General features: G+C 49.1%; 10 protein-coding genes. 5 read left to right on the top strand and 5 right to left on the bottom strand.

Annotation, left to right across the window (positions count from 1 at the left end; translation table 11 throughout):
* Positions 1–204 precede the first annotated feature (204 nt).
* The gene (locus tag R8377_RS07655; RefSeq protein WP_317642905.1) at positions 205–1650 is read left to right on the top strand and encodes a DUF4032 domain-containing protein; all 1446 of its coding nucleotides are present in this window, start codon (positions 205–207) and stop codon (positions 1648–1650) included.
* 119 nt (positions 1651–1769) lie between these two features.
* On the opposite strand, the gene rlmB is transcribed toward R8377_RS07655, so the two are convergent.
* The 5 genes from rlmB to R8377_RS07630 form a co-directional block, all read right to left on the bottom strand.
* The gene (gene rlmB / locus R8377_RS07650; protein ID WP_317642904.1) at positions 1770–2768 is read right to left on the bottom strand and encodes a 23S rRNA (guanosine(2251)-2'-O)-methyltransferase RlmB; all 999 of its coding nucleotides are present in this window, start codon (positions 2766–2768) and stop codon (positions 1770–1772) included.
* Positions 2769–2832: 64 nt separating this feature from the next.
* The gene (locus tag R8377_RS07645) at positions 2833–3588 is read right to left on the bottom strand and encodes a carboxymuconolactone decarboxylase family protein (RefSeq protein ID WP_317642903.1); all 756 of its coding nucleotides are present in this window, start codon (positions 3586–3588) and stop codon (positions 2833–2835) included.
* A 95-nt stretch (positions 3589–3683) separates the two neighbouring features.
* On the bottom strand, positions 3684–4331 hold the full coding sequence (locus tag R8377_RS07640; RefSeq protein ID WP_317642902.1) for an NAD(P)H-binding protein: 648 nt from the start codon (positions 4329–4331) through the stop codon (positions 3684–3686).
* Between the two features lie 129 nt (positions 4332–4460).
* Positions 4461–6131: a sugar transferase gene (locus tag R8377_RS07635; protein ID WP_317642901.1), complete on the bottom strand. Its 1671-nt coding sequence runs from the start codon at positions 6129–6131 to the stop codon at positions 4461–4463.
* 262 nt (positions 6132–6393) lie between these two features.
* A complete protein-coding gene (locus R8377_RS07630; RefSeq protein WP_317642900.1) occupies positions 6394–7263 on the bottom strand; it encodes a glycosyltransferase family 2 protein in 870 nt (289 codons plus the stop codon).
* 423 nt (positions 7264–7686) lie between these two features.
* Between R8377_RS07630 and R8377_RS07625 the strand changes: the two genes are divergently transcribed.
* The 4 genes from R8377_RS07625 (at position 7687) to R8377_RS07610 (ending at position 13299) form a co-directional block, all read left to right on the top strand.
* Positions 7687–9051 (top strand): COX15/CtaA family protein, encoded by a 1365-nt coding sequence (locus R8377_RS07625; RefSeq protein ID WP_317642899.1) that lies wholly within the window; start codon positions 7687–7689, stop codon positions 9049–9051.
* A 239-nt stretch (positions 9052–9290) separates the two neighbouring features.
* Positions 9291–11057, top strand: coding sequence for a phosphotransferase (locus tag R8377_RS07620; RefSeq protein ID WP_317642898.1), 1767 nt, complete (start codon positions 9291–9293; stop codon positions 11055–11057).
* Between the two features lies 1 nt (position 11058).
* Positions 11059–12006 (top strand): DMT family transporter, encoded by a 948-nt coding sequence (locus R8377_RS07615; protein ID WP_317642897.1) that lies wholly within the window; start codon positions 11059–11061, stop codon positions 12004–12006.
* Positions 12007–12147: 141 nt separating this feature from the next.
* Positions 12148–13299, top strand: coding sequence for a glycosyltransferase (locus R8377_RS07610; protein ID WP_317642896.1), 1152 nt, complete (start codon positions 12148–12150; stop codon positions 13297–13299).
* Positions 13300–13566 lie beyond the last annotated feature (267 nt).

The raw sequence follows: 13566 nt of genomic DNA, 5'->3' as shown, positions 1-13566 counted from the left end.
CCCCCAGCTAGTTTGCGGGCATAGTAGTGAATGAAGCCCGCGTCAGTGGCCTTGTGCACTAGCTGCACGAGGCCACATTGTTTATAGGTGCAACCAATACTGCCGCTGGGATGGGCAGCAATTAGATTAGGAACTATGAACAAGGTGAATACAACTGTGTTTCAACCTGCGCGTGCAGCAGCGCAACAGAGGAGTTTGGCTCAAATGGATCCTCGTACTATGCAAGCTACTTCCGTTCAGTCGCCCGCAGATTCTGCTTACGACAGGGCTCCCGAGGCTTTGCGCATCACTGCGGCTAGCTCAAATCCCAAAATGTTCACCCTACCTTGGGAGAAGCCGCTTGCCACCTGGCCTCAAGAGCTGCTAGCCAACCTGCCGCGAGGTATTTCCCGCCACGTAGTGCGCTTCGTGCACGTTGGCAGTGAAGTCTACGCCATGAAGGAAATCACCCAGCAAGTGGCCGAGCACGAATATGAGCTCCTGCGCAAGCTCGAAAAGCTGAACCTGCCTACCGTTCAGGCCATTGCCGTGGTAACCGGCCGCCGGGATAGCGCCGGAGAGCCGCTCGAAGCCATATTGGTGACCAAGCATCTCAAGTTCTCACTGCCCTACCGCGCGCTCTTCGCCCGCAACCTGCGCCCAGACACCGCTGAGCGTCTCATAGATGCCCTAGCAGTGCTCCTAGTGCGCTTGCACCTAGGCGGCTTCTATTGGGGCGATGTGTCCCTGTCTAACGTCTTGTTCTTGCGCGATGCAGATTCTTTCGCGGCCTTCCTGGTCGACGCTGAGACCGGTGCCCTCTATCCTACGCTCACCGACGGGCAGCGCGAATACGATATTGACTTGGCTCACACCAATATTATTGGCGAACTGATGGATTTGAACTCAGGCAATCTACTCTCTTCTGACGTAGACGAGGTAGAAGTCGGTAATCGTTTGGCTGAGCGCTATCATTCGCTCTGGTCTGCGCTCACAGATGCGGAATCCTTCAGCCCCGACGAGATGTGGAAGATTGAAAAGCGCGTGAATAAGCTCAACGATTTGGGCTTTGATGTAGACGAGCTCGAAATGAAGACAGACGAGGACGGCAACCGCGTTTTGGTGCGCCCGCGCGTGGTCGATGCTGGCTACGCTTCCCGTAAGCTGCTGCGCTTAACTGGATTGGACGTGCAGGAGAACCAAGCCCGGCGCTTGCTCAACGACTTAGACGTGTACCGCACTTCCACTTGGCGGCAGGGCGAGGATTTGGAAATCGTGGCTACCGACTGGATGCGAGAAGTATTTGAGCCCACGGTACGCATGATTCCAGCAGAATATCGCAGTCAGATTGAACCGGCCCAGTTCTTCCACGAAGTACTCACCCGCCGCTGGCTCTTAGCAGAAAAAGCCGGTCATGACGTTTCGATGGCCGTAGCAGTACGCGATTATATCGACGGATCGCTGCCGGAATACAAGCTTTCTGCAGCTGATATGAAGACCATTAACGACGAGGCTGACTCGGCAGTAGTTGACGATGATCAGCGCTGGAATAAGGCTCTTGGCGACAGTGGGGAAGGCAGTGGCGACGCCCGGCGCGATGACTCTGCTGACTCGGACGATGTGGACGACTACTACCGAGACGACCAAGACGATTCGGTCTGGTCCTCCTGAGCTTGGATTAGAGAAGCCGGCATATTCTGCTCATAAATACGGCAAGAGGGCCTTGGCTGCCATTTATTGGCTTCCAAGACCCTCTTCCTGCGTTTGCTGCTTTGCGCTGCTGGCCTGAGTTAGGCGGCTGCCTGCGCCTCGCCTGTCTTGCGCCGGGCTGTAGCAACGGCATACAAGGAGATACCGGCTGCGACCGAGGCATTGAGCGATTCAACGGAGCTAGAGATGGGGATGCCGGCGATAGCGTCGCAAGCCTCGCGCACCAAGCGGCTCAAGCCCTTGCCCTCTGAGCCGAGCACTACGATAAGCGGATCGGTTTCAAAGCCGGTTTCGCCTACCATCGCATTACCGCCGCCGTCGAGACCGACTGCGTAGTAGCCGCGTTCGCGTAGACCTTCGATAGCCTTCGTTAAGTTCACAACGCGCGCCACAGGCAAGTGGGCTGCCGCACCTGCCGAGACCTTCCAAGCGGCCGCTGTAACTGATGCAGACCTGCGCTCGGGCAGGATAACGCCAGAAGCCCCGAAAGCGGCTGCCGAGCGGATGACTGCGCCCAGATTTTGCGGGTCGGTCACGCCATCGAGGGCGATGAAGAGGGGGCGGGCGCTGACCGCAGTAGATCCACCCACCGAGGTTACAGCCGCAGCGTGTTTCTCGGCCTTCTCAGCTAGCTTAGCCAGCGAGGAATACTCGTAGGGTTGCACCTTGAGCGCCACGCCCTGGTGGTTGCTGGAGTGAGCAATATGGTTGAGCTCAAGGCGGTCTGCCTCTAAGATGTTGAGACCTGCCTGGCCTGCCAAGCGGATGATTTCGCGGGTGCGGTCGTCGTGCTCAATGCGGGTGCCAATGTAGAGCTGACTTGAGGGAACGCCCACGCGCAGGGCTTCCAACACGGCATTACGCCCCAACACTAAATCAGTGGTGTCGCCGGTGAAGCGCTCTGCCCTCCGCCGAGCTGCCAAACGGGGGTCTGCTGCCTGCCGCTTGAGATTCTCCTGCTTAGCCTTGTATGCCTTGTGATACACGCGGTCCTCGGCCTTGGGCGTGGGCCCCTTGCCGCGTAACTTTAAACGATGCTTGCCGCCCGAACCTTTGGTTGGGCCTTTCTTCTGTGCCATACTGTCTATCTTACGGGCAGGAGTCAACCAGACTCCTGCCCGCATGGTCTTTTGCCTTACTCAATCAGCCTAGCTTAACGACTTCAGTGGCATCGGGGAAGTCCTCCCAAGTGACTGGCGCCTCACCTTTGTAGGCTGGAGTTACGGCCACATGAGTCATAGAACTGGCTTGCGAAGCGCCGTGCCAGTGGCGCACATTCGGCGGGCAGAAGACAACATCGCCGGGCTTCAATTCGCGTGGCTCCTTGCCTTCTTCTTGCTCCCAGCCGTGGCCAGCGGTCACCAGCAGGAGTTGCCCGTGGGGATGGGTGTGCCAGCGGTTGACGCAGCCGGACTCAAAGGTTACGTTGCCGGCCGAGCATTCAGCATCTGGCTCAGTAAGCATGTGCAGCCAAGCGTGGCCAGTGAAGTTGGGGCCGTCAGCCGGACTGCCCAAAGGATAAGGGCCGTGCTCGGGAGTAGAATCTTCGGCTGCAGGGCTGCCGCTGCTGGCTTCGGTATTTTCGCCATATACTTCTTTTGCGAGCCCGAAAGCGGACCAAGCTTTGGGCCAGCCGGCGTAGAAGGAAAGGTGAGTAATAAGCTCAACCATTTCGGAGCGCGTCACCCCGTTGGTTTTCGCAATGCCCATGTGACTCTTGAGCTGGGGGAAGAGGCCCATCGACATCAGCCCAGCGCAAGTAATGAGCGAGCGATCGTGAGCCGAAAGCTCCTCCTCCCGAGACCAAACTTCCCCAAAGAGCACATCGTCATTCAGATGAGCAAACAGTGGTGCAAACTCCCCAAGCTGATCACGCCCAGCCGTCTGTTTAATAGCCATAGTTATCTCCTTTGTTATTTGAATACAGTGTTGTTTGTAAAGCGCAAAAGTGGCTAGGACGCTGTCGAGCGGTAGCGACCGTCTTGCGGTGCCTATTAGCGCTGTGGTTTCCAAATCAAGTGGTCACCCTCGGTTCCGGGACGGGCAATGCCTAGGCTTTCGCCACTATGCCGGCTTGGATTCTTGAGAATGTCCACAATCAGATCTGCGATGGCCGCGCGCGAGACGGTAGTGCCCCTAAAAGGTTCGCCCTTCTGTGTGAGTTCATAGTCGCGGTCTGGTTCGTTATCCATATAAGCAGCGCGAATGATGGTGCTATCTAAGTCGGCATTCTCAATGATTTGAGCGGCCCGCCGAGTGTCGTCCATAATCTCGCTGCCGATGCTTTCCTCTACCCACTTGCCAAACGTGCCGGGAACTTCGTGATACAAACCCAGACCGGTAACCCAAATAAGCCGCTTGACTCCAGACTCGGCCATAGCTTTGACGATATTTGCTGCCATGGGTTCAAACTCACCACCCAGATTTGCGTACACGACGTCTTGCCCCTGCATAGATTCAAGCAAGGCATCGTAGTCGTTGACATCTCCCTCAACGATATGCTCTCGCGAGGGGTCAATTGCGCTTAACCGTTGCGCCCGACGCAAGTATTCGGTCAGAAAAGCATCGCTTTCGTTAATTATGCGCTCGCGTACAAGCTGAGCAATCTGCCCATAGGCTCCCAGTACAAGTATCCGACTCATCACAACCTCCACCCGGCCCAGCTGCTCCCCACCAAAAGAAGAGACCCACGAGCTAAACCATCACCCCATTCTTACAACTTCAAGTCCACTCGAAGTCAAATAGAGAGGCGCTAAGAAAGCTAGAAGAGTTTAATAAGAGCCCTTATGCGTAATGACGGCTTCAAAGGTCTTAGCAAGAATGGCCAAGTCTCCTGTTATCGACCAACGCTGGATGTAAGAGACATCCAACTGCTCTGCCTCTTCTTGCGATAGATCTGATCGACCTGAAATTTGCCAAGGGCCAGTAATGCCTGGGCGCACAAGCAGTCGAGTGGAGTAAAGGGGGCCGTAAGCATCTACCTCATACTGACGCTGAGGTCGGGGGCCAACCAATGACATATCACCCTTGAGAACGTTCCAGAATTGGGGGACTTCGTCAATCGAATACTTGCGGATGATTTTACCCACCTTGGTGACGCGTGGGTCGTCTTTGACTTTAAAGAGAGCACCAAGTTGCTGTCCTGTTGATTCAGCTAACTTAGCATCCATCGCAGCAGCGTTGACTTTCATCGAGCGCAATTTATAACAGTTAAATGGTACTTCATTACGGCCAATACGTTTTTGCTTATATATGACCTGTCCATGGTCTTCAAGCTTTATAGCAATCGCCGCAGGTAAGATAACTAACGGTCCAGCGATAATAAGAGCAATTGCGGACCCGATAATATCCACAGCACGTTTAATAAAACGAGTAGTAAAGGAATACTGAGGCAAACTTGCAATCATAATAGGCTGGTTGCCTGAGTAGTCTAAGTCAATGCGGTGAGTACCGATGTCGGCGACTGAAATCGAGACAGCAAGCTCAATGCCCAGCGATTCCACAGCAAGCGGGAGCGTGTGCATTATTTCATTGTCTCGGTCGATAACATCTGCCACAATGACGATTTGCGTGCCCAGGCTTTCAGCAGTTCGGGGTAAGTGAGAATTGTAAGCAATAACGGGCAAATCATAGCCGGTATCTGTTGGGGATTGCCCGTGGTATGGGACAGCGATGACACTACCATCATTTCGTTTAGGGTCAAGTGCAATAGGGCAAACAGCGATAGGGCGGTATCCGCTGGCATCACTTTTATATAGCTTGTCCACCATGGCATCAATACCTTCGGGAGAGCCCATAATCACAGCTCGGTACTGGCATTGTCCTCGAAGGCGCCACTTATGTAGAATACGACGCATTCTCCAGCGGCTCACAAGCTCTAACGCGCAAGCCACAATTGGTGTTGCAATTACAGAGGTGCGGGGCAAATCGAGGCCGAGCATGTATACTAGGCAGCTTGTAACTGCGATAGTGAGGACGGCGGCATTGATAATTTTCGTGTAAAGCTCGTATCCTTCTGACATGACATGCCGATGGTAAGCCCCACATAAAAGTAGACAAATGACCCAAATGCTGCATTGAAGAATAGCAAAAAGGAAAGTTGGCATGCGCTGCGCGAGCGTGTCATAGGCAGAAAGATTGATAGCAACACAAAGAATAATTGCTACCAGCATGACCACTACATCAATAGCAACTAAGCTGCCAATGTATGCATATCTCCACGTGGGTGTCTTTTTGAGCTGTTGTAATGCAGGATGTAGATTATCCTCTTGATCAAATATCTGGTTGCTAAAGCGGAACATTTTCGTTTGAGAATCTGTGCTTGCAGTGTCGGGCTGAGGAATAAACTCATCCTGGATATGTGATGAGTCTGCGCCTTGCAACGATGAAAGACCATTGACTGTCTTTTGCCTCATCAGACACCTTTCCCGCTCTTCAACCATGTTGCTACTCTATTACTTTGCCCATACGAGAGCAAAGTAATAGAGTAGCAACTTTGTAAGCATATTCACTAGTGCAGTTCTACTACAAGCATTCGCTTTGTCGACTTGTTCTGAATTCAAGAAGGCTAGGATTAGCCATGCCACTTGTACAACAAGCCATCAGGTTTCAGTTTCCCCCAACTTTCTGCCATCTTGCTTCAACAATAATGCCCCCCCCCCCAAGAGTAGAGGATTGAGAGTGCATCTGCTTATCTGGCGCTATTTACAGCCGTTTGGCGGATCTTACCCCTGCTTTATTGCCAGCTATTCTCGCGACGCAATCTAGTGAGAATGAATAAGCAGAAAGATAATGTCTCTCGCGGAGTAAATTCTTCATTACATATTTGACTAGTTGGATACCCTCGTTATTCAAACCCTTGTCGGCTCCCAAAAATGCTGTTTTGTGGGTTTCCATAAACTTGCCTACCGCATAGTTTCGCTTATATTGTTGTTTGAACGATAAATTGTGAGAATGGATTACCTCAGCATCTGCTACATAAGCTATGTCATAACCTGAGTTAATCATCTTTGCGGCAATTAGCATATCTTCATTAGTGTCGACTGCTTTGCCAAAACCGCCGACCGCCATATAGCTAGTTGTGCGATATGCGGAGCAGACATCGGAGGCAAAAAATGTTTTAATACCCAATTTCGGCAGGTCCGCCTTAGAACGGGTAAACGATTGATCTGGATAATTAAATTGACGAACTAGTTTTTCAAATGGTCTTGCATCTGCCCGTGCAATTTGGCGACCCGAGGCCATTCCAACTTTGGGGTTGCTAAAAGGTGCAAGAAGATTTCTTATGTAACTTCGATTTTTGGGGAGCGCATCTTGGGTCAAGAAAAGCACATAGTCGCCATGGGCTTGTTTAAAAGCCATATCTCTGGTGCCACCGTGGTTGAAAGTTGACCGCTCGATGCTGATTAACTTAACGTTTTCAAAAGCCGATACTCTTTTGACGGTATCGTCGTCGGATTGTGAATCTACAACTAGAATTTCGTCAGGGCGCAAATCTTGAGCAGAAAGAGTTTCAAGGAGCTCGGTAATTTGTTCTCCGGCATTAAGAGTAGGGATGATTACTGAAACTGTCATGCTGCAAGACTTCTCACGTATTCAAGTATCGTTATTAAACCGCCGAAGTTCATTGAGTTGCTCCCGAAGTTGTTCGCTGTAAAGACTCATCCACATGCATACTAGCTAAAGAGTAGCATTTTGCTCGCACCTTCGAGTTTAACCTCTGCGGGGTGGACTATGGCGGAAGAGTAATTGTATAGGTTGTGCGTGAAGATTGGCTATGGTTGACAGTCTAATAGCAAGCGAATAGTTCTCAATCCATTGTGCAGTCAGCCCTAATGACCAATAACGCTTATAATCAAAGAGATAATTGGTTGTTGTATCATAAGTTAGGCTTGTAGATACCTGACTAAGTGGTGTGCAAGAACAGATTTAATTATTCTTAAATGCGGTAAAAAGCAGGTCGCTATGTACTGGACGAATAGTTAGAAAGGCGGGGCCATGCAGTATTTGTTCGCTGGTACACTACTGGTTTACTTGGTAACGGCACTGTATTCGATTTTTATAAAGCGAAGAGTCCTTGGGCTGAATCTATTCGTCATTCTTGGCATCTATTTGCCGATGTGGTTGTGGCAGCTCAACTGGTCACGGCACGTTGATACTGCAATTAACAACAACTTCTATCTGATCTTTATCTATCTAAACATTGCGCTGATTATATATAATTTCACAGTTGCCGATAAGGTGAGAATAGATGCTAGCCTGTTTCCCGATGCTCGTAGTGCAAGGGTTGGTGCTTTGCATGCGATGAACATCGGGTATGTTCTACTGTTTTTCTTTGAGAGTTATCTTGGTTCTGGTTCTATTGTCCCTGCGTTTGTTAACATTGACATCCATACGTACTCTGCTCCACTTATAGCTTTTATTACACGAAATTTATTCGTTTTTGTCATCGTCGATATAGTTGCTTATTTCGTTACAAAAAAGAAATCATTTATTGCGTGGGTTATCGTTCTCCTGGCAATTCCTGTTGTGACGAGAAGCATGCGAATTTCTGTTCTTATGACACTTGTTCAGGTGGCAACCTTCGTAATCTTAGTACTTTGGTCGAGGCGTAAAAGCAAGACTGCGCTCAGTGTTAAGGGGAAACTTGCCATATCTGGCGGAGTGTTGTTCTCAATTGCTGCTGTCGTTGCCATGGCGATGCTAACTAATGCAAGAATGCGCTATGTGGGGAATAACGGACCGTATGAGGGCTACATTGCTTATACTGGACCGCAGTTTGGTGCTGAGGTCTTATCGGTTTACTACGGTTATTTCCCTCTGTCGTTTAATAATCTCAACCTGACATTGAAAACCGGAATTCAGGCACATGATTTCTGGGGACTTTACTCGTTTAGAGGTTTCTACTTCGGCTTCTGCCAGTTGGACAATTTATTGGGACTCGATGCTGATGCTCCGAGTGCCCTTAGGGTGTATTCGACGGGCGCGGCTACAGTGAACACTGGCTTCTATGAGTACTTCTATGACTACGGCGTTTTCTGCTTTATTCCTATCGCAGCTATGATTGCAATTTGCTGGTATCTGACCAAGCGAATGCAGAAGTCGCCTAGTCTTTTCCTCGCAACGCAGTATTGCTGCTTTGTTCCACTGGTCTTCTTTGAGTCCTTCCAGAATGTCTTCTTCGGCGACATTATGCTTTGGGAAGTCATCTTTATGTATATTCTGTTGCGACTTCTTTTCAAAAGGGAAGATACGGAAACAGAACGAAAAATCAGAGAAAAGCTTGCGAGCGTTTGTTCGAAGTTACCCTTTTTGAAGAGTAAAAGGCATGAAGTTAGTTCAAGCAATGCTGTAGAAATGTGAGTTGCTAGGAAAGTGCAACGCCCTTCTTTCTTGCTGGTTAGTAATTACTGGCGAGACTCAAGAGCGTTGCACTTTTGGTTTAGTGTCGCATTTTCAGCCGTTTTGATGCTACGGCGCATTTTATGGTGTCTTATGGCTTGCGTGCCTGTTGTAAAGACATTTGCTAGGGCGGGCTTTCCGGTATAGCATGTTCAAAGAGTTGGACTTTAATCGCAGATTTGAACATGCTGGGGACATAAATGTTGAATAAGAAACAGTTTCTTGTACTTACAGAACTGTACAGGATACCCAATAGTACGCAGCGTACATTGGCAAATCACACCAAATTGTCTCTCGGAAGTGTGAACTCAACGATTAAAGAGCTACAGGCTTGTGGCTACATCTCGGAGCGCACTATTACTCGCGCTGGTATTGCAGCTCTGCAACCGTATAAAGTGCGCAATGCTGTCATTATGGCCGCCGGTCTTTCGTCACGATTCGCCCCAATTTCGTACGAGAAGCCTAAAGGCTTGCTCTGTGTGCGTGGAGATGTGCTTATTGAGCGACAGATTGAGCAGTTGCAAAGTGCTGGAATCGAAGATATTAGTGTGGTGGTTGGCTATAAAAAGGAGCTATTCTTTTACCTCCAAGAAAAATACGGCATTAAGATTGTGGTCAATGACGACTATGCGGTCCGCAACAATAATAGCTCACTATGGAAAGTGAAAGACAAGCTAAGCAATACATACATTTGTTCAAGCGATGACTACTTTACGAGCAATCCTTTCGAAGAATATGTGTGGAAAGCATATTACGCTGCTCAGTATGCGGATGGTCCCACAAAAGAATGGTGTATTTCAACCGGTATTGATAATAAAATTACCGGTGTGACTATTGGCGGTGCTGATAGTTGGTACATGCTTGGCCATGTGTACTTTGACAGTGCGTTTTCGCGCAAGTTCGTTTCTATTTTGGGCGATGAATATGATTTGCCCGAAACGGCTGACAAACTTTGGGAAAGCATCTACATAGAGCACGTCAATGAGTTCGAGATGGATATGAGGCCGTACGAGGCCGGAGTTATCAATGAGTTTGATTCGCTAGACGAACTTCGAGGATTCGACCCGCATTTTCTCCAGAATGTTGATTCTGAGATTTTTGACAATATTGTGACGGTCTTAGACTGCAGCAAAGACGAGATTCACGATGTGTATCCACTTAAGCAGGGGCTTACGAACCTGTCTTGCCATTTCTCAATCGGGGAAAGCGAATATGTTTATCGTCATCCTGGAGTGGGCACCGAGAAACTAGTTGATCGTGCCGGTGAGGTGAAAGCACAGACCGTCGCCCAGAAGCTCGGCCTTGACGACACTTTTGTTCACGAAGACCCAGTTAAGGGTTGGAAGATTTCGAAATTTATCCCTGATTGCAAGAATCTCGATCCTCATGACAATGCCCAAATCACCCAAGCTATGAGCATGGCACGAACGTTACATGAATGTGGTGCTCAAATAGACCATGTGTTCAACTTCTATGATGAAGCTAAACGCTATGAGCGTCTCTTACTTGAACGCGGGCCAATTCAGATAACTGGTTATGCTGAAATGGCGCAGAAAGTGGACCAGCTAGAGCATTTTGTCATGGCTGATAGTGCACCGCAGTGCTTGTGCCATAATGATTTCTTCGATTTGAACTTCTTGATTGACGACACAGGAAAATATTCACTAATCGATTGGGAATATGCAGGAATGGGAGACTATGCCAACGATTTTGGCACCTTCTGCGTGTGCTGCCGACTCAATGACCAAGAGATAGATGTTGCTTTGAAGGCTTATTTTTGCCGTACTCCGACTGCAGACGAGAGGCGGCATAACCTCGCCCATGTGCAGCTGGCAGGATGGTGTTGGTACTTGTGGGCTTTGTATAAAGAATCGGAGGGCGCTCCAGTCGGTGAGTGGCTTTACACATACTACGAATATGCGCAGCACTTCCTTGATTCGACGCTAGAACTATACAAGGAATCCTGACGTGCGGTTCGGGATTCTTAGCGGGGCACTTTGGGGCTTAGACACAGTGGTTCTTGGTATATCGATGTTAATGAGCCCCTACGATTCAACAGTTGGTTCTCTTGCCTTTGCAGCTATCGTTGCGGCTTTTGTGCATGATGCGGCTTGCGCCATTTGGCTCTTTTCATATATGGGGTTCAAACACCGGTTATCGGACACTTGGAAGGGGCTCAAAACACGAAGTGGTTTTGTGGTAGCTGTCGGAGCGCTACTGGGCGGGCCACTTGGCATGACCGGCTATGTTGTAGCTATTAACAATATTGGTCCTGGTTATACCGCTATCATTTCGTCTCTATATCCGGCGTTCGGCGCTCTTCTGGCTTTTATCTTGCTTAAGGAGCGCATGAGCGTACAACAGCTTGCCTCACTGGCAACCGCCGTTCTTGCTGTTATGGCCATGGGATGGTTCTCAGCGCCTTCTTCCCAGCAGGGCAGTGTCTTCTGGGGCATAGCTGGAGCATCGCTGACCGTATTGGGGTGGGGTTCTGAAGCAGTGCTCTGCGATTGGGGTATGCGTGCCGGGGATGTTGATAATGAGACAGCGATACAAATTCGTGAAACGGTATCTGCACTGGCCTACCTAGGGCTGGTGCTCCCACTGTTTAAGGCCTTGCCTTTCGCAGCAGTTGCAGTGCCATCTCTCGCCACGTTAATAGTGGCGCTCGCTGCTTTGGCTGGCGCGGCTTCGTATTTGTTCTATTACAAGGCGATAGATGCAATCGGAGCTGCTCCTGCAATGGCTTTGAATATTTCCTATTCTGCTTGGGCTGTGATTTTTGGTTTGGTCTTGCAAGGGACAGTTCCAAATGCAATAACGGTAGTTTGCTGCTTTATCGTGCTGTGCGGTTCAATCGGCGCTTCCAGCAACTGGAAAGACCTTCTACATCACAAATCAGATTGCGAAAACTGACTACGCCTACCTTGCGGGTCTACTTTTGAGCCGGTTGTGCACGGAATGCAGTCCCTGCGTGCGTTACTGTGTTGCTGGTCCTAGGTAGAATAGACGTTAGAGATAGGAAAAGCACGTAGGATGCATTCAGGAGAAAAATAGTTGAAGATATTGATTTGTTGCCATCAGCCGTATGCTACAGGTGCCAACTTAGCATTGCTGGATTGGCTCAAGGATGCAACAGACTCCGAAGACCAGTTCTACGTGGTATTGCCTTTTCCGAATAAGTCTCTTCAGCAAGCGTTCGAAGATGTAGGTTGCACGGTATGGATTGGATATTACTCAGTTCCGGTACGTCATCTACGAAAGAGACCATTCAAGAAAAGAATTCTCGATTTCTTGCAGATTGCTTACGCTGTTGTGTGCAATACGATATCTAGAAAGCGGTTGAGCGCCAAACTTAAATCACATAATATCGATATTGTCCATTCGAATTCTTTCGCAACTTTGTATGGGGCAGTGCTCGCTGTCGAGAACGGTTTGCCACACGTTTGGCATATTCGAGAATTTATGGAGAGTGACCATAAAATCGAACACTTTAATAAGGGCAAGGCTCAGCGGTTAGCCCAAGCATCTTCCGCTATTTTTATATCTCCGGCTGTTGAAAAAGCCTATAACGGACGTTTCACCTTCAAAACTACTACGACAATTTTAGACAAAGTTTCCCGCGACAGTAAATACCATAAATCGCGGCAATTCATGGAAGATGGTGTTTGCCGATTACTCATGGTGGGCGCTTTGTCTCCCGAAAAAGGCCAGTTGGATGCCATTCAAGCGGTTCAAGAGCTAGAACAAAAAGGATACAATGTGCGACTTACTCTATGTGGGTCAGGCGACGTATCATATATTGCTCCATATTTGCAGACAAAAAACGTGAGATACCTTGGGCAGCAGGATGATTTGACTATGATTCGCCAGCAATCCGACATTGCGCTTGTATGCTCTAGGAATGAGGCTTTCGGTCGAGTCAGCATTGAGGCTATGTATTATGGCAATGTATTAATTGGTGCAGATGCCGGTTTCACTAAAGAGCTGATCAAGGAAGGTAAAAACGGTTTCTTATACCGTGTAGGATCTCCTTCGAATCTTGCGGAGAAGGTCGAATTTCTTATGAAGAATCCAGAAGAAGCAGATAGTGTTGGCGAATACGCTAGCGCTGTGTCAACTGTTTTTGCTAAGCCTATTTTTCCTCAAATAGCTGACTACTATAAGCGCGTTGTCGAAGGAGCACAGGGCAAGCCGCGTGAATATTAGCTTGTCTTTTTTATTCAACTTCCTCGCATGGTTTTTGCTAGCGCAGCAGTATTTCAGCTTGCTTGCAGGTTCATACTGATGCCGACCGCGTTAGCATGTTTTGGCGGTGGTCTGAAACAGTGAAGGACTTATGAGTGCAATGGGCAGTGTCAAAACTATCTGTCATTGCAAAAGGCCCATACGATCCAGTTCACCCAATTATGTCATTCCTTTTCGGTGTTGGTTGGTATAATCGCTGAGGCTATACGACTTTCACGGATGAGCGGA

This window comes from Bombiscardovia apis (genome assembly GCF_033095945.1).
Classification (GTDB): Bacteria; Actinomycetota; Actinomycetes; order Actinomycetales; family Bifidobacteriaceae; genus Bombiscardovia; species Bombiscardovia apis.
This window is presented reverse-complemented; position numbering and strand designations above follow the sequence as displayed.

Bases quoted from the DNA above. Each gene is read 5' to 3' on its own strand.
- R8377_RS07620 (WP_317642898.1), top strand. From the start codon at position 9,291: ATGTTGAATAAGAAACAGTTTCTTGTACTTACAGAACTGTACAGGATA.
- R8377_RS07635 (WP_317642901.1), bottom strand. From the start codon at position 6,131: ATGGTTGAAGAGCGGGAAAGGTGTCTGATGAGGCAAAAGACAGTCAAT.
- R8377_RS07645 (WP_317642903.1), bottom strand. From the start codon at position 3,588: ATGGCTATTAAACAGACGGCTGGGCGTGATCAGCTTGGGGAGTTTGCA.
- R8377_RS07625 (WP_317642899.1), top strand. From the start codon at position 7,687: ATGCAGTATTTGTTCGCTGGTACACTACTGGTTTACTTGGTAACGGCA.
- R8377_RS07640 (WP_317642902.1), bottom strand. From the start codon at position 4,331: ATGAGTCGGATACTTGTACTGGGAGCCTATGGGCAGATTGCTCAGCTT.
- R8377_RS07630 (WP_317642900.1), bottom strand. From the start codon at position 7,263: ATGACAGTTTCAGTAATCATCCCTACTCTTAATGCCGGAGAACAAATT.
- rlmB (WP_317642904.1), bottom strand. From the start codon at position 2,768: ATGGCACAGAAGAAAGGCCCAACCAAAGGTTCGGGCGGCAAGCATCGT.
- R8377_RS07655 (WP_317642905.1), top strand. From the start codon at position 205: ATGGATCCTCGTACTATGCAAGCTACTTCCGTTCAGTCGCCCGCAGAT.